The 17,582-nt window shown below is 55.4% G+C and carries 11 protein-coding genes; 3 read left to right on the forward strand and 8 right to left on the reverse strand.

What is annotated here, in order from left to right; all coding sequences use genetic code 11:
* Positions 1-33: 33 nt before the first annotated feature.
* Entirely contained in the window at positions 34-1,683 is a 1,650-nt protein-coding gene (gene mqo / locus PUP35_RS15110; protein ID WP_047652540.1) for a malate dehydrogenase (quinone), read from the reverse strand.
* Between the two features lie 187 nt (positions 1,684-1,870).
* Between mqo and PUP35_RS15115 the strand changes: the two genes are divergently transcribed.
* Positions 1,871-3,160, forward strand: a complete 1,290-nt coding sequence (locus tag PUP35_RS15115; RefSeq protein WP_274240377.1) for a SulP family inorganic anion transporter — start codon at positions 1,871-1,873, stop codon at positions 3,158-3,160.
* On the opposite strand, the gene mgtE is transcribed toward PUP35_RS15115, so the two are convergent.
* From mgtE to PUP35_RS15145, 6 genes are all read right to left on the reverse strand, one after another.
* Positions 3,123-4,559: a magnesium transporter gene (mgtE, locus tag PUP35_RS15120; protein ID WP_069303099.1), complete on the reverse strand. Its 1,437-nt coding sequence runs from the start codon at positions 4,557-4,559 to the stop codon at positions 3,123-3,125. The genes PUP35_RS15115 and mgtE overlap by 38 nt on opposite strands.
* A gap of 148 nt (positions 4,560-4,707) precedes the next feature.
* Entirely contained in the window at positions 4,708-6,351 is a 1,644-nt protein-coding gene (locus tag PUP35_RS15125; RefSeq protein ID WP_248174735.1) for a multidrug ABC transporter permease/ATP-binding protein, read from the reverse strand.
* A gap of 70 nt (positions 6,352-6,421) precedes the next feature.
* Positions 6,422-7,078, reverse strand: a complete 657-nt coding sequence (alkB, locus tag PUP35_RS15130) for a DNA oxidative demethylase AlkB (RefSeq protein WP_274240378.1) — start codon at positions 7,076-7,078, stop codon at positions 6,422-6,424.
* Entirely contained in the window at positions 7,078-8,136 is a 1,059-nt protein-coding gene (ada, locus tag PUP35_RS15135) for a bifunctional DNA-binding transcriptional regulator/O6-methylguanine-DNA methyltransferase Ada (protein WP_115875873.1), read from the reverse strand. Before ada ends, alkB begins: the two co-directional genes overlap by 1 nt.
* A gap of 72 nt (positions 8,137-8,208) precedes the next feature.
* A complete protein-coding gene (apbE, locus tag PUP35_RS15140) occupies positions 8,209-9,264 on the reverse strand; it encodes an FAD:protein FMN transferase ApbE (RefSeq protein WP_115875874.1) in 1,056 nt (351 codons plus the stop codon).
* A 114-nt stretch (positions 9,265-9,378) separates the two neighbouring features.
* Positions 9,379-10,491, reverse strand: coding sequence for a porin OmpC (locus PUP35_RS15145; RefSeq protein WP_033146057.1), 1,113 nt, complete (start codon positions 10,489-10,491; stop codon positions 9,379-9,381).
* A gap of 743 nt (positions 10,492-11,234) precedes the next feature.
* Between PUP35_RS15145 and rcsD the strand changes: the two genes are divergently transcribed.
* On the forward strand, positions 11,235-13,907 hold the full coding sequence (gene rcsD / locus PUP35_RS15150) for a phosphotransferase RcsD (RefSeq protein WP_111965291.1): 2,673 nt from the start codon (positions 11,235-11,237) through the stop codon (positions 13,905-13,907).
* A 16-nt stretch (positions 13,908-13,923) separates the two neighbouring features.
* On the forward strand, positions 13,924-14,574 hold the full coding sequence (rcsB, locus tag PUP35_RS15155) for a response regulator transcription factor RcsB (RefSeq protein ID WP_003859405.1): 651 nt from the start codon (positions 13,924-13,926) through the stop codon (positions 14,572-14,574).
* Between the two features lie 94 nt (positions 14,575-14,668).
* Here rcsB and rcsC read toward each other — a convergent pair whose 3' ends face one another.
* Positions 14,669-17,515 carry a two-component system sensor histidine kinase RcsC gene (gene rcsC / locus PUP35_RS15160; protein ID WP_274240379.1) on the reverse strand — a complete coding sequence of 949 codons (2,847 nt, stop codon included), beginning with the start codon at positions 17,513-17,515 and terminating at the stop codon, positions 14,669-14,671.
* Positions 17,516-17,582: the final 67 nt, after the last annotated feature.

The following is a 17,582-nucleotide window of genomic DNA, read 5'->3' on the forward strand; positions in this document are numbered from 1 at the left end:
GGGTAGGCGTCAGCGCCACCCGGCTTTTTTACCTTACAGCGCGATATCCGCAACCGGTTTGTTTTCCGGCTGAGGCTTCAGCTCCGCTTTCGGCGCAGCATCCGCAGCCTGCGGTTTGATGTACTGCAGCTGCAGTACGCGGCTGGTGTATTCCAGCTCCTGCTCCGTCGCGTCCACGTTACCGTTCAGCTTCGTGCCGTAGGATGGAATAATGGTTTTCAGCTTCGCCTGCCATTCCGGACTGGCGACTTTATCTTTAAACACTTTTTCCATCAGGTGCAGCATGATTGGCGCAGCGGTAGACGCACCCGGTGACGCGCCCAGCAGCGCGGCGATTGTGCCATCCTTATCGCTCACCACTTCGGTACCCAGACGCAGCACGCCGCCCTCTTTCGGATCGCGCTTGATAATCTGCACGCGCTGACCCGCCTGCCACAGACGCCAGTCTTCTTTCTTCGCCTGAGGATAGTACTCTTTCAGCGCTTCGAAACGATCGTCGTCAGAGAGCATCACCTGGCTAATCAGGTATTTCACCAGATCGAAGTTATCCAGACCCACGTCCATCATCGGCTTGACGTTAGAGGTGGTGGTTGCGCTCAGCAGATCCCACAGGGAGCCGTTTTTCAGGAATTTAGTGGAGAAGGTCGCGAACGGTCCAAATAGCACCACGCGTTTGCCGTCAAGCATACGGGTATCGATGTGTGGAACGGACATTGGCGGCGCGCCCACGGAAGCCTGACCGTACACTTTTGCCAGATGACGATTCACCACTTCCGGGTTATCGGACACCAGGAACTGACCGCCGACCGGGAAGCCCGCGTAGTCGTCAGCTTCCGGAATACCGGACTCCTGCAGCAGCTTCAGCGCCGCGCCGCCCGCACCGATGAAGACAAACTTCGCCTTGATGACGTGTTCAGCTTCATTGTTTTTCAGATCGGCAACGGTCACGCTCCAGCTATTATCCGCGTTGCGCTTGAAACCGCGCACTTCGGTGCTGAGCTGCAGATTGAAGTTCTCTTTTTTCTTCAGAGACGTCACCAGCTGACGGGTAATTTCACCGTAGTTAACGTCAGTACCAATTTCGGTACGGGTCGCCGCCACTTTCTGGTTCGGGTCACGACCTTCCATGACCAGCGGAGCCCACTCTTTAATCTGCGCGTGGTCTTCAGAGTATTTCATCCCGCGGAACAGCGTGCTCTGCTGCAGAGCGGCGTAGCGCGCGCGCAGGAAGTTGACGTTCTGCTCGCCCCACACAAAGCTCATGTGCGGCACGGTGTTGATGAAGGAGTGCGGGTCGTGCAGCACGCCGCTGTTGACCTGATGAGACCAGAACTGGCGAGAAACCTGGAATGCTTCGTTGATTTCTACTGCCTTCTCGATACTAATGGAACCGTCCTTTTTCTGCGGCGTATAGTTCAGTTCCATGAGTGCCGAATGGCCGGTACCGGCGTTATTCCAGCCGTTCGAACTCTCCTGCGCCACGCCATCAAGGCGCTCGACCATGGTCATAGACCAGTCCGGCTGCAGTTCTTGCAGATAGGTTCCCAGCGTGGCGCTCATGATCCCGCCACCGATTAAAAGGACGTCCGTTTCCTGCTCTTTTGGTGCGTCAGCTTTCGCCGCCATGGAGACGGTGTTAAGCCCCACGGCCAGAGAAAAGAGCATGGCAGTCATTTTTTTCATAATTTATGCCTTAGTGTAAAAGTGCTTGATGCGTGGAAATTGCAGGTGAAAAAAGCTGCGGGGGCACGGTAACAACTTTTAAATATTGTTTAAAGGTTACGAAATTATTGTAATTGTGAAATTTAATGATGGATTGTTTGTGAGGAATTAGCGATGCGTCTGGTAAAGCGCGGTTTTACTGGCTAGTATGTTGCGTTTTGTGATCGCGCGCACGGAAGCCTGCCCTAACCAGCGAACTGTTATGTCCTTACCCCATTCTGCTGTATCCCCCGAAAACCGCGTAGCCAACGTACTGCGTTCCCCTAAGAAGCTGACGCGCGAAACGCTGGCAGGCGTGATTACCGCCCTGGCTCTGATCCCCGAAGTCATCTCGTTTTCGGTGGTCGCGGGCGTTGACCCGAAGGTCAGCCTGATCGCTTCCGTAGTGCTGTGTCTCGCCCTGTCCATACTCGGTGGTCGTCCGGCGATGGTCACGGCAGCGGCCGGTTCCGTGGCGCTGGTCATTGGGCCGATGGTGCATCAGCACGGCGTGCAGTACATTCTTCCCGCCGTGCTCATGGCTGGCGTGATTCAGATTCTGTTTGGCGTGCTGGGCATGGCAAGGCTAATGCGCTTTATTCCCCAGTCGGTCATGACCGGGTTTGTTAACGCCCTGGGCATTTTGATCTTCTTAGCTCAGGTGCCGCATTTCTGGAGCCGAAGCCCGCTGATTGTGGGCCTGTTCGTGCTGACGCTGCTGATCGTGCTCTGGGTGCCGCGCTATATCAAAAGCATCCCTTCCCCGCTGATTGCGATTGTGCTGTTAACCTTGTTTACCGTTTCAACCGGGCAAAGCCTGCCGACCGTGGGCGATGAAGGCTCAACGAGCGGCGGTTTGCCGGGACTTAGTGAACTTCTGGTCCCCCTCAATGTACAGACGCTGAGCATTATCTGGCCGTGCGCGTTGAGCATCGCCTTTGTCGGCCTGCTGGAGTCCCTGCTCACGGCAAAGCTGGTGGATGAGCTGACCGCGACACCGTCAGGTAAACGCCGCGAAAGCATTGGATTAGGCGTCGGCAATATTCTGGCCGGATTTTACGGTGGTATTGCAGGCTGCGCGATGATAGGACAAACCATCGTTAACGTGGAGATGGGGAAAGGCCGAAGCCGCATTTCAACCTTCGCTGCGGGCATCGTGCTGCTGATCCTGGTGACGGCACTCAGCGAGGTGATGGCCAACATCCCGATGGCGGTGCTGGCGGGCATTATGGCAATCGTCGCCGTCAAAACCTTCAGCTGGCACAGCCTTCAGCCCGCCACGCTGAAAACGGCCCCGATAGCGGAAACGGTCGTCATGCTGGTCACCGTTGCCGCCACGGTATCAACCGGCAATCTGGCAATTGGCGTGCTGGGCGGGATTATCGTCATGGCACTCCTCCCCGCCCGCATCAAGCGTCGGCTTAAAGAAGAAAAATCGTCGCCAGTCCAAGAAAAATAAAGAAACCGCCGGTATCGGTGATGGCGGTGATCATCACGCTCGACCCCACCGCGGGGTCGCGCCCCAGTTTGGTCATGGTCAACGGGATAATGACGCCCATCATCGATGCCACCAGCAAATTCAGCACCATCGCCAGCATCATCACTCCGCCTAACGCCATATCGTCATACAGCCACCAGGTGATGCCGCCCATAATGCCGCCCCATACCAGGCCGTTGATCAGCGCCACGCCCATCTCTCTGAAGATCAGAAAGGCGAAGTTGCCGGGCTGAATATTTTCCAGCGCCAGCGCGCGGACGATCATGGTGATGGTCTGGTTTCCGGTGTTGCCGCCAATCCCGGCCACAATCGGCATCAGCGAGGCCAGCGCCACCAGCTGCGAAATAGTGTGTTCAAAGCCGTCAATCACGCGGGAGGCGATAAACGCGGTACACAGGTTAATGGCCAGCCACGCCCAGCGCGTTTTCACCGCCTTGCCGACGGAGGCATGGACGTCATCTTCCGCGCTGATCCCTCCGAGCGCACGCAGATCGTTATCGGTTTCTTCGTAGACCACGTCAACGATCTCGTCGATGGTCAGACGCCCCATCAGTTTGCCGACGGAATCCACGACGGCAGCACTCACGAGGTCGTCACGTTCGAAGGTTCGCGCCGCTTTCTCCGCATCGTCTTCCGGGGAGAAGACCATCGGCTCGTTTTCCATCACCTCGCTCACCTTCCGCTGGGTGCTGTTGAGCAGGATGGTTTTCAGCTCCAGCTCGCCGAGCAGGGTTTTGTCCCGGGAGGTGACAAACAGTTTATCGGTGTTATCCGGCATTTTGCCCAGGCGACGCAGATAGCGCTGTACGGTACCGAGCGTCACGTCCGGTCGCACCGTGATAACGCCGAACTCCATGATCGCGCCGACGCTGTTTTTCTCATAGTGCATCACCTGACGCACGCGCGCCCGCTCCTCCGCAGGCAGTGACGCCAGCAGGCGACCGGTCAGGTTTCGCGGCAGGTGCTGAACGAGGTAAATCTGCTCGTCGATATCCAGCGTTTGCAGAGCGTCAAGAATATCCCGGTCGCTCATCTCGTCAATCAGGTCGTCCCAGACGTTTTCGGAGGCCTCAAGCAGCACCTGTCCGCGCTCGTGATCCTGTACCAGACGCCAGAGGGCGTGACGTTCTTCCGAGGGAAGCGCTTCAAGGGTGTCCGCCAGATCCGGCGGGGGTAAGTGAGCAACCAGCGCACCTACCTCAGCAATATCGTCGGCCAGGGTGCCGACATCATATTGCTCAGCCAGGGTGAGTTTGCCTAATAGCGTAGAAGTGACCGCTTTATCGGTCGTGAGGAGCCAGATGAGTCGCGCGCGCTCCTGGTCACGCTGTCTGGCGCTGTTTTTCTTTAATACCGACATCAATCATAAATCCATTAAATGAGTTGGGGTTAAGCATAGCGCGGGGATATGTAAATAAGAATAAACAACGGGCCGGGATGGAGAAAAAAGCGGCATTACGGCCACGATCTCTCCCCTCTCCCTGTGGGAGAGGGTTTGGGTGAGGGCATCAGGCCGTACGCGCCACCGCGTCACGCGATGCCGCATCGCGCTCTTCACCGGTCAGCTCGCTCAGCCTGCCGTCGCGCATCTCCAGCAGGCGGTCAGCATGAATGAAGTAGTGATCGTCGTGGCTGATGGCGAAAATGGTTTTGCCCATCTCCTGCATCAGCGGCAGCAGCACCTGATAAAATTCGCGGCGGAAATGCGGGTCCTGATCCGCTGCCCACTCGTCGAGCAGGATGATGTCACGCTCTTCCGCCAGCGCCAGCAGCAGCGCCACGCGCTTTTTCTGCCCTTTGGAAAGCTTCAGGTTGAGGATCTTCCCGTCCTGTAACTCCAGCTTGTGCGACATCTGCAGCTGCGCCAGCCATTTTTCCACCAGCGCCGGATTAGCCTGCTGCCCATCCGGCCCCAGCAGCCGATCGAACAGCCAGACGTCGGTGAATACCGCCGAGAAAAGCTTGCGGTAATCTTCGGGTTTCTCCGCGCTCAGCGCCCTGCCATCCAGCAAAATCTCGCCCGACTGCGGCTGATAAAGCCCGGTGAGCAGCATAGCCAGCGTCGATTTACCGCTGCCGTTGCCGCCAATCAGGAACAACAGCTCGCCGCGGCGGATCGTCAGGTTGATCGGCCCCACGGAGAAGGCGCTGTCCTGATAGCGGAACGTGACGTTACGTAGCTCGAGCGTCTGCCAGTTCGGGAAGGCCTGCGGGCGCGGAAATTCTGCCTGGAACGGCGCGAGATCGAATTTTTTGAGCTTATTAAAGGCCACCTGCGCACTCAGTAAGGTGGGCAACGCGCCGACCGCCGAGAGCAGCGGCGTGCGCAAAAACAGCAGCGTCAGCGAGTATGTTGCCGCTACGTTGGTGTCCGACCAGCCCAGGCTGTTCGCCATCCAGAATACCAGGCCAATGGCACCCAGCATCATAATGTTTGACCAGTTCACCGCGCTCAGGTGGAAGGTATCGGCGCGAATAATGTGATGCCGGTATTCGCGCGCGTCCGGAATATAGAGATTGTTAAAGATATACTCGGCGCGCTCGCGGTTCAGGGTGAGTTCTTTACGCCCTTCCAGTACCGTCTGGTAATCGTTATAGAGCTTATCTTCGGTTTCGCGCAGCACCGCCATATGTTTATAGACGCGCGACACCAGCATAAAACCGCCCCAGATGGTGATGGCGATCCACAGTGCAGTCACCGCCAGCATTTTGGTGGAGAGCCAGGCGAGATAGGCCGCCGAGCCAAAGGTCAGAATGATCCCCTGCACCAGCTCCGGCAGACGAACGAACGCGATGGTAATGGCGCGCACGTCGCTGGTCAGCCCCGCCAGCAGGGAGGCGCTGCCGAGCTGCTCAACGCGCTCTATTTGGGTGTCCAGGATCCGCTTGATAAACTCACTGCGCAAACGAAAAACGAAATGGTGGCCAAGCGCGGTCAGCGCCAGCTGTGAGCCGAGCGTAACCGCCATCAACAGCAGCAGAAGGCCAAGAAACTCCGGCAATACGGAGAGCGAGGTGTCGACCATTTCTATCAACCGCACGTTAATAAACGCGATGAGGCCAATACCCAGCGCGGCGCTGGCAAGGCTTAACGCCATAACGGCGATGAAGGGCCAGCGATACTGACGCCAGACGAGGAGAAGTAGTTGCATGCAGGCAATCCGGACATTAAAAAAACAGCCAGCAGTGTAAACTGCCCTGCGCGGACATCAAGAATAATTCTTATTTTAGTTTATTCATCCCCGCCTGACGGAAGGTCAGATTAAAGCGGTACTCACCCGTGAGGGGGTGGACGCCGGGTTTCAACGGCTGAATGCCGTGATAATAAAGCCGCGATTCCCTGCCCCACACCACCACATCGCCATGTTCCAGCATGATGCGTTTGAGCGGATCGTTGCGGCGTAATCCCCCAAACTGGAAGACGGTGGGCAGACCTAACGATACCGAGACGATAGGCGCGCGCAGATCGGGTTCATCCTTATCCTGATGCAGCGAGAGCTTTGCGCCAACGGCATAGCGGTTAATCAGGCAGGCATCCGGCCGAAAGTCAGGATACTCGGCTGCCACGGCGGCCTCACGGCAAAGCGCCTGAAAAACCGCAGGCATCGGAGGCCAGGGCTGGCCGGTCGCAGGATCGTTCGGGGCATACAGATAGCCCCGCTCGTTCGTCGCCCAGCCCAGTTCGCCGCAGTTGGCCATGGCCACCGACATGGTGTAGCCGCCCGGCGTCACCATATGGCGAAACGGTGAAACCGCTGTGACCTCTTCAATTCCGGCAAGCAACGCCTCCGCACGGGAGAGAGCAAAGCGACGCAGGATAACCGCCCCCGGCGCAAGCGGCTCCTGCCAGGGTTCAGCATCCGCAAAAAGATCGAGCATTATCCCTCCCGGCGTTTCGCCTCACGTTTCAGTAATAGCGCTTTTCGCGCCGTTCCCCAGCGGTAGCCCGACAGCACGCCGTCGTTGCGAACCACGCGATGACAGGGGATCACAATTGCCAGCGTGTTTGCCGCACAGGCTCCGGCAACGGCGCGTACCGCCCTGGGCTGGCCAATCGCCTGCGCCACCTGCTGGTAACTTGCCGTTTCGCCGCAGGGAATGTTGCGAAGTGCCTGCCAGACGCGCTGCTGGAAAGCGGTTCCACGAATATCCAGCGGCAGCGCAAGCGGTACATCGCGATTATCAATACTGGCAATGACCTGGTGGATCCGCTGCACAAAGGCGTCATCCAGCGGCGCGTGCGTAGCTTTTGGAAATTGCGTGGCAAGCTCTGCGGTTACTTCAGCATCGGTGTCACCCAGCAGAATCGCGCAGATCCCCCGCTCGCTTTCGGCGACCAGACAGCGTCCCAACGAACAGTCATCGATGGCATACCGCACGGCCACCTCTCCTTTACGGTACTGCTTCGCCGTCATGCCTAATGCATCGTTGGCTTTACGATAATAGCTGCTGCTGTCGGGAAATCCCGCCGCCAGCACGGCGTCGGTAATTTTGTCTCCCTGCGCAAGCGCGGTGCGCAGACGCTGACCCCGCACCGCCAGCTGCCAGGCTTTTGGCGTCATGCCCGTCACCGACTTAAACAGGCGGTGGAAATGGAAAGGACTCATGGCAACCTGCTCCGCCAGCCTCTCCAGGGTTAACGCAGGATCCTGCTCCAGAAGCCGGCAGGCATGTTCCACTTTTTCCAGCTTCTGCGCCTGCGGATCGCGTTTGTCCGGCATGCAGCGCTTGCACGGGCGAAACCCTGCCTGAGCGGCATGCCGGGCATCAGGATAAAAACGAACATTTTTACGCAGCGCGTGGCGGGCGCGACATGACGGACGGCAGAAAATACCCGTTGTCTGCACGGCGAAGACAAACTGATCGTCAGCGAGCGGATCGCGGGCCAGCACGGCCTGCCAGCGATCCTCATCGGTAATTAAGGTTGGGTTTTTCATGATCGGCTCCTCGTATAAGCATATATAGAGCGTGCCTGAGCGCCACCGATAAAAAACCCGCAACCTTGCTTTTTAATTTTTGTCGCTGACCAGGAAACTGTTGAACTGCGGCGAGCTCCAGGTTTTAAACCCGTCGCCCTCTTTAACAATCATATAAACCGCCAGCCCTTCCTGACGGACCACCTCTTTAGCTTTTTCCGGGCCGAGAACCATTAACCCGGTATCCCAGGCATCCGCTTCCAGCGCGGTGGGGGCAATGACCGTCACTGAGACCAGATTATGCATGATGGGGCGCCCGGTCTGCGGATCGATAACATGTGAAATACGCTTCCCGTCAAGCTCGTAATAGTTACGATAGCTTCCGGATGTACTGATGCCATGTCCGTTGATATCCACTATCGCCTGCACGGCATTTTGCCGATCGGTTGGTTTTTGAATCGCTACGCGCCACGGCTTATCGCTGGCGTTCATGCCCCGGCTGACCAACGCGCCGCCAACCGAGACCAGATAACGGGAAATGCCTTCCTGCGCCATCAGTGCAGCAAGATGATCCGCCGCATAGCCTTCCCCGACCGTTGACAGATCGACAAACAGATCGGGAATATCTTTTTGCAGGTACTGCTGCCCGTACTGGTTGATCACCGTCAGATGCTGCAGCCCCGTTCGGGCGCGGGCGTCATCAATGGCCGCCTGTTCAGGCGTCTTCACCGGCTGTTTATTCGGGCCAAATCCCCAGAGGTTCACCAGAGGGCCGACGGTCACATCCATCGCCCCGTTAGTTTTGTAACCCACGCGTATGGATTCAGTCACGATATCGGCCATCGCCTCGCTCACCGGCCACAGAGAGGTACTGGTGGAGAGATTAAAGCGCATCAGCGCCGAGTCATTTTTATAGGTTGAGAGCAGCTGATCGTCGGCGTCCAGCTGCGCCTGAATTTTGCCGTGAAGCTCATCCGTGCGAGTTTTATCGAGGTTCATCACACTGACGCGCCAGAAGGTTCCCATCGTTTTGCCTTCGAGCACCGTCGCGGCGGGTGCGTCGGTTTTCGCCACGGGCGCGGGATCGTCACACGCGGTCAGGAAAAAAAGCATAGCCAGAAAGCTGGCGCGTAAAAAAGTCATGTCCATTCATTATTATCCTCATGCCAGGGCGGCAAGAGTACACCAAAACGGGTGAGTAGTGAGAATCGGGGAAGCACAAAAAAGGGGCCATCAGGCCCCTTACGTCACACGATAAAGCGATTAGAACTGGTAAACCAGGCCCAGCGCTACGATATCGTCAGTACCGATACCCGCCTGACGGGTGAATTCATTTTCATCAACCAGGTTGATTTTGTAATCCACATAGGTGGACATGTTTTTGTTGAAGTAGTAAGTCGCACCAACGTCAACATATTTCAGCAGATCCTGATCGCCGTAACCTTCGATGTCTTTGCCTTTAGACTGCAGGTAGGCCACGGATGGACGCAGACCGAAGTCGAACTGGTACTGAGCAACCACTTCGAAGTTCTGCGCTTTGTTAGCAAAACCGTAAGCGGTAGTCGGGCTGTCGCCATTAGAGGTACCGAAACGGGTTGCGTTGTAGGTCTGGGAGTACTGCGCTGCCAGATAGATGTTGTTGGCATCGTATTTCAGGCCACCAGAATAGACTTCTGCGTTATCGCCATGACCGTAAACGCTTGCACCGTTCTGATCGGCAGTACGTTTGGAGGAGGACATTGCGCCACCTACGCTGAAGCCTTCGCCCAGGTTATAGGTCACGGAAGCACCGTAGCCGTCGCCGTTCTGTTTCAGCAGGCTGCGTCCACCCACGTTTTCACCGCTTACGCTGCCGTTTTTACCCTGATACTGCAGAGCAAAGTTCAGACCATCCACCAGACCAAAGAAGTCCTGGTTACGATAGGTCGCAACGCCGTTTGCACGGGACTGCAGGAAGTTGTCTGCGCCGTAGGTATCGCCACCAAATTCTGGCAGAACGTCAGTCCAGGAGGTTACGTCGTAGATTACGCCGTAGTTACGACCGTAATCGAAAGAACCCGCGTCACCGAATTTCAGACCCGCGAACGCCACACGCGTCCAGGCATCATTTTCGCTTTCGGAGGTGTTGCCCTGGATCTGGTATTCCCACTGGCCGTAGCCGGTCAGCTGATCGTTAACCTGAGTTTCGCCCTTGAATCCGAGACGCATGTAGGTCTGGTCGCCGTCGGCACCCTTGTCGTCAGAGAAATAGTGCAGACCATCAACTTTACCGTACAGATCTAATTTGTTGCCATCTTTGTTATAAATTTCGGCCGCATTTGCTGCGCCTGCCACCAGGAGTGCTGGTACCAGGAGGGACAGTACTTTAACTTTCATTTTATTAACCCTCTGTTATATGCCTTATAATTGCCACTGCTTACTGGTTAACCCTCATTAACCAGTCGGCAATTTCATTCTCCGCAAAATTACAGAATAATCCAATGCGAATATGATACGAAAACTTTGAAGATGTTTCATTTATCTATCAACATGTTTCAAAATGTAAATATCAAGGAACTTTTACAAAGCACAAATAGCTTAGAAAATTAGCACTTATAATCAAACGAAAAATACACCACATACAAATCAATAGGTTACAATAAAATCCGTTACAGCACTGAATGACAAAACAAGATCGCACCTAATCTCTAAAATAACTCTCGCTATCATCATTAACTTTATTTATTACCGTCATTCAATTTTGAATGTCTGTTTATCCCTAATTGAGCCGAATGCTTCGCATTCGGTTTTTTTTTACCTTTCTTTACGTAACTTCTCATTTTTTGTGCTACCGATCCGAAATTGTAACGACTATTAACTAATTTCTCACCGGCTATCTTTCTCTGGCACGCAAATGATATAGCGCTTAATTTCTTGTTAATTCGTGCTATTTGCTGGCTTAGCGCATTTATTATTTGTACGCGCACGGCGAGTTTGTACACGTTTATTGCTCCATCCACCGCCGATATTGTCCAGTGAAAAAGTCGCCTCTTCCCGGACAGTGGCGCTGGAAATTCAGTTATTACCCTTTATACTGCCCTATCGCCACAGAGCACGACCACAACGGGTTAAAGATATCAATGAGTCAGACTGAAACCACCGCCCCGAGCAAATTCTCCCTCCTTCCCGGGAGCATCACCCGTTTCTTTCTTCTTTTGATCGTTGTGCTGTTAGTGACCATGGGGGTGATGGTACAAAGCGCGGTTAATGCATGGCTGAAGGATAAGAGCTATCAGGTCGTCGATATCACCCACGCCGTCCATAAGCGCATAGATACCTGGCGCTACGCCACATGGCAGATTTACGACAATATCGCGGCCGCGCCTGCCTCCTCGTCCGGAGATGGACTTCAGGAGACGCGGCTTAAGCAGGATGTCTATTACCTCGAAAAACCGCAGCGTAAAACCGAGGCGCTTATTTTTGGCTCTCACGACAGCGCGACGCTTGAGATGACGCAGCGTATTTCGACCTATCTGGATACCCTCTGGGGTGCCGAAACGGTGCCATGGTCGATGTATTATCTGAATGGTCAGGACAACAGCATGATCCTGATCTCTACGCTGCCGTTAAAAGATCTCTCTTCCGGTTTTAAAGAGACCACCGTGGGCAGCATCGTCGATTCCCGCCGGGCAGAGATGCTGCAACAGGCGAATGCGCTTGATGAACGTGAGAGCTTCTCTTCTCTGCGCCGTCTGGCATGGCAAAACGGTCATTATTTTACTCTGCGCACCACGTTCAACCAGCCAGGACATCTGGCGACGGTGGTCGCCTTCGATTTACCGATAAATGATTTAATCCCACCGGACATGCCGCTCGATAGTTTCCGTCTGGAGCCCGACAGCAGCACTCAGAACATGCGTGCGGCATCTGACAAAGAGGCCGCAGAGAGCGTATCGATCTCCTTTAACGGCTCGAAAATCGAAATTGCCTCATCCCTGAACTCGACCGGTATGCGTCTGGTGTGGCAGGTGCCGTTTGGCACGCTTCTGCTGGATACCCTGCAAAATATCCTGCTGCCTCTGCTGCTGAATATCGGTCTGCTGGCGCTGGCCCTGTTTGGGTACAGCACCTTCCGTTTCCAGTCGGGGCGTCAAAGCGACGCCTCTGCGGTTCCTGCCGGCACCAGCAATGAGCTGCGCGTATTACGCGCGCTGAATGAAGAGATTGTTTCCGTGCTGCCGCTTGGGGTCTTAGTTCACGACCAGGAAGCGAATCGTACGGTGATGAGCAACAAAATTGCCGACCATCTGCTGCCGCATCTTAACCTGCAGAATATCACCACCATGGCGGATCAGCACCAGGGGGTGATTCAGGCCACCATCAACAATGAACTGTACGAGATCCGCCAGTTCCGCAGCCAGGTGGCTCCACGCACGCAAATCTTCATCATCCGCGATCAGGATCGCGAAGTGCTGGTGAATAAAAAGCTCAAGCAGGCGCAAAGGCTGTATGAGAAAAACCAGCAGGGGCGCGCCGCATTTATGCAGAACATTGGCGATGCCTTCAAGCAGCCGTTAAAAACGCTGGCGACCCAGGCGGCGGCGTTGAATACGTCAGAAAGCCACCAGCTTGCCTGTCAGGCCGACTCGCTGGTCAGAATGGTTGATGAGATCCAGCTGGCGAACATGCTGGAGAATGATTTCTGGAAGGGAACGCCAAGCCTCTTCTCTATTCAGGCTCTGATTGATGAAGTGGTTCCGGAAGTCCTGCCCGTGATTAAGCGCAAAGGGCTGCAGCTGCTGATCAATAACAATCTCCCGGCAAATGACGAACGCCACGGCGATCGTGAAGCGTTGCGCCGCATACTGTTGATGATTATTCAATACGCGGTGACCACCACGCAGATCGGTAAAATCACCCTTGAAGTCAGTACGGAGGAGTCGGCAGAAGACCGCCTGACGTTCCGCATCCTGGACACCGGGGAAGGCGTCACCACGAGTGAAATTGATAATCTGCACTTCCCGTTCCTGAACGACACGCAAAGCGATCGCTACGGAAAGGCAAATGCCCTTACCTTCTGGCTATGCGATCAGCTGGCGCGTAAGCTCGGCGGCCATCTCAATATCAAGGCCCGCGAATCCCTCGGCACCCGCTATTCTCTGCACGTGAAAATGGCCGCCAATCCGCAGGAAGAAGATGAAGAACGTCTGCTCGATGATGTCGTGGTGATGGTCGACGTTACGTCGAACGAGATCCGCAATATTGTCGTTCGCCAGTTAGAAAACTGGGGGGCGGCCTGCATCACGCCGGATGAAAGACTTGCAAGTCAAGAATTTGATCTGTTTTTAACTGATAATCCGTCTAATCTTACTGCCTCCGGCTTGCTTTTAAGCGATGATGAGTCAGGCGTGCGGAAAATCGGCCCTGGCCAGCTGCGCGTCAACTTTAATATAAGCAATGCGATGCAGGAAGCTGTACTACAACTAATAGAAGAGCAGCTGGCGCAGGAAGAGATAGCGGAATCCCCGCTTGGCGGTAATGAAAATGCCGAGCTTCACGCCAGCGGATACTATTCACTCTTTGTTGATACAGTACCAGATGATGTTAAGCGGTTGTATACTGAGTCCGCTGCGAATGATTTTGCAGCGCTGGCACAGACAGCACACCGGCTTAAAGGGGTGTTTGCCATGCTTAATCTGGTTCCCGGCAAGCAGTTATGTGAAACGCTGGAACATCTAATTCGTGAGAAAGATGCCTCTGGCATTGAAAAATACATCAGCGACATTGACGCCTACGTCAAAAGCTTGCTGTAGCAAGGTAGCCTTATACATGAACAATATGAACGTAATTATTGCCGATGACCATCCGATTGTACTGTTCGGTATTCGCAAATCACTTGAACAGATCGAGTGGGTGAATGTAGTCGGTGAATTTGAAGACTCTACAGCACTGATCAATAACCTCCCAAAGCTTGATGCGCACGTGCTCATTACCGACCTCTCCATGCCTGGAGACAAATACGGTGATGGGATCACGCTCATCAAATATATTAAACGCCACTTCCCGGATATCTCGATCATTGTTCTGACCATGAACAACAACCCGGCGATCCTGAGCGCGGTACTGGATCTGGACATCGAAGGGATTGTGCTGAAACAGGGCGCTCCGACCGATCTGCCAAAAGCGCTCGCAGCGCTGCAGAAAGGCAAGAAGTTCACGCCTGAAAGCGTTTCTCGTCTGCTGGAAAAAATCAGCGCGGGTGGATACGGTGACAAACGCCTGTCTCCGAAAGAGAGTGAAGTTCTGCGCCTGTTCGCAGAAGGTTTCCTGGTGACCGAGATTGCCAAGAAGCTGAACCGCAGTATTAAAACCATCAGCAGCCAGAAGAAATCAGCGATGATGAAGCTGGGCGTGGACAACGATATTGCACTGCTGAACTATCTCTCCTCCGTCACGCTGAGCGCAACGGACAAGGATTGATCCCGACGGGTGTGCGGCCTGATGCCCTCACCCCATCTCTCTCCCACTCCCACCGGAAGAGGGTGAAAACATAAAAGGCCCTTGCGGGCCTTTTTTATATTCTGGTTTTTCTCACGCGCTCCGCGTAAATCGACAAGGTCTGCTTAAGCACGTCCAGCGTCACCGGTTTCGACAGACAGCTGTCCATGCCTGACTCCAGACAGCGCTGCTTCTCTTCCGCCAGCGCGTTCGCCGTTACGCCCACCACCGGCAACGTCAGGCCAAGCTGCCGGATGCGCTGCGTCAGACGGTAGCCGTCCATGTTAGGCATGTTGACGTCACTCAGCACGATATCAATATGATTCTTACTCAGCACGTTCAGCGCATCCACGCCGTCATTGGCGGTTTTGCACTGATAGCCCAGCGATCCAAGCTGGTCAGCCAGCAGGCGACGGTTAATTGGATGGTCATCAACCACCAGAATCATCATATCGTCATTCACCGACGCCAGAGACTCCGGTGACGGCAATCCTCCCGCGCCGTCGCTCTCTTCCAGTTCCACTTTGTAGATGCGCGCCAGCAGGCTCAACAGCTCGTGCGGGGTTGCGACACTGTGTACCCATTCTCCTGGCGCACGCTCAACCGGGATACCGATGTGGCGACGGCAGAAGAGCACTGACCCTCTCCCCTGCCACGGCAGCTCCAGCATCTCGTCGGCGATCAGCACATCGTCCACGTCCGGCGTTTGACCTTCATAACGGCACGCCCTCACGCCGCTGTGGGTAAGCAGCGCCGTCAGATAGTCATTCAGCGAGGCGTTATGCACCGCCAGCCAGCAGCGCTTGTCGCTCAGCCCGTCTACCGTCGCTTTTGCCGGATATTGCGCCGAATAAAGCGGAATGCGGATGGTGAACTGGCTGCCCATACCGGGCTCGGTATCCACAGAGATATCGCCGTCCATCATGCTGACGAGCTTCTCACAAATCGCCAGCCCCAGTCCGGTTCCCTGGAAGTTACGCTGCACGCCGGTCCCCACCTGGAAGAACGGGTCGAACAGACGAACCACCTCCTTCGCCGGAATGCCGACCCCCGTGTCGCGCACGCGAATGCTCAGGTAATCCCCCGCCCGGCAGACGTGCAACACAATACAGCCGGTATCGGTGAATTTGATGGCGTTGCTGAGCAGGTTGGAGATGACCTGCTGCAGGCGCATCGGGTCGCCGTGCAGCGTCAGCGGCACGTCCGGTTCGATAAAGCAGTAGAGCCCCAGCTGTTTACGCACGACCAGCGGCAGATAGTTGGCGCTGATGTGGTTCATCACCTCGCGCGGTGAGAATTCCCGCGGCTCAATTTTCAGCTGCTCAGACTCAATTTTAGAGAAGTCGAGAATATCGCTAATGATTTTCAGCAGCAGGCTGGAGGAGTTGTTCATCGCCGTCACCAGTCTGTCGACTCCTTTCGGCAATTCCTTCGTCTGCAGCAGATCGAGGTTACCGATAATCCCGTACAGCGGCGTGCGCAGCTCGTGGCTTACGGTCGCAAGGAACATGGATTTCGACTGACTCGCCTGCTCTGCGGCCTGCGCCATCTCCTGTAACGACTCTTCCATTTTCACGCGGGCGGAAACATCCACCAGCACGCAAATCGCCACGTTTTCATTGCGATAGCGGGAATGCACGAAGCTGATCTGCAGATTGGTGTGCGTACTGGTCAACACGTCGACGAAGTTAACCTGCTGGCCGCAGATAATTTGCGTCAGCCTCTGCCGGTCTTCATGCGTCAGCATGTTCAGGTAGTTATGCGCCAGTTCATTACTCAGGATGTTGGTTCCGTCCTGGGTACGCAGAATACAGATCCCCACCGGCGCCGAGGCGACAATCTTGCGGTTAAACTGCTCGTGTTCCTCGAGCCGCTGGGCGTCGCTTTCTGCGGGAATAAAGATTTTCCGCTCATACATGCGCGCCAGCGTGAACAGCGCGCCCCCCGCCAGCAGGTTCAGCAGAATCGCATTCATGATAAGAATGCGTATCCGCTCAAGCACCATATCCACCGGCAGCGAATAGACGATACTCAGCGACGAAGGCGGCAGGCTCTTCTTCAGGACCAGCTCGCGGAAACCCGAGGTATAGCCAAACCACGACCGCTCCTGCATCCAGTGCGGTTCGACGTTTAGACGGTTATCGGGCCCGGCAAGGGAGATCAGCTGATGACCATTTTCATCCAGAATGGTCACCCCCATGGGCAGGCTGCCCGGGGTGAAGAAGTTCTCCATGCGAATGGTCTGCTCAATCCCCATCAGCGCCTGCAGGCGATTGCCCAGATAGACCGGCGTCAGGGCGTAAAAATACCCCACGCCCGGGCGCGGGCCCTGGCTCACCCAGAAGATGTTATTCCCGCGCTCGTCCTGCGGCGCATTGCGGTATTTCACAATACGTTCATGCAGGCTTTTCAGCGCATCATCACGCTCAACGGGCACATCGCGCAGGCCAAAGTCAGCCATGCAAAGATTCTCGCTGCCAATCAGGAAGACGCGGTTCAGGTCATAGGCGGCGGAGAAATTGTCGCGCCAGTAGCGCATAAACCAGGCAAGGGATTCCAGCGACCCGCGCCAGGTATTGCTCATGGTGGAGCAATCGGAATCCGGGAACAGCGGCTGGAAGTCCGGGACCTCGGTTTTGTCATCACGCCCGCGAAGCGCAAGGATGCCGTTTTCCGCCGTCAGACGATTTTCGGCAATATACTTCAGCTCCTTCATGACGTCAGACGTTCGCTGAATGTAGCGCTGGGCCTGGTCGGAGCTTAAGTTAAACTCCTGGCGGATCTCCGCTTCTTTCTGGTGCAGGGCGTTAACGATGTAAAACACCGAGAACAGGGCCACCAGCAGCCAAAGCAGGAGCGCCAGCGCCCGAAACAGATAGCGAGAGACTTTCAGCGTAGTACGAAAGGAGACGAGGTATTTCAAGGGGGCGAGGCTCCGCCGTCGGGGTCAAAAGAATGTGGTTAAGGTAGCGGTAAACGCGCCAGGTCGC

This window comes from Enterobacter sp. S-33, assembly GCF_028735835.1.
In the GTDB taxonomy this organism is placed as follows: Bacteria; Pseudomonadota; Gammaproteobacteria; order Enterobacterales; family Enterobacteriaceae; genus Enterobacter; species Enterobacter vonholyi.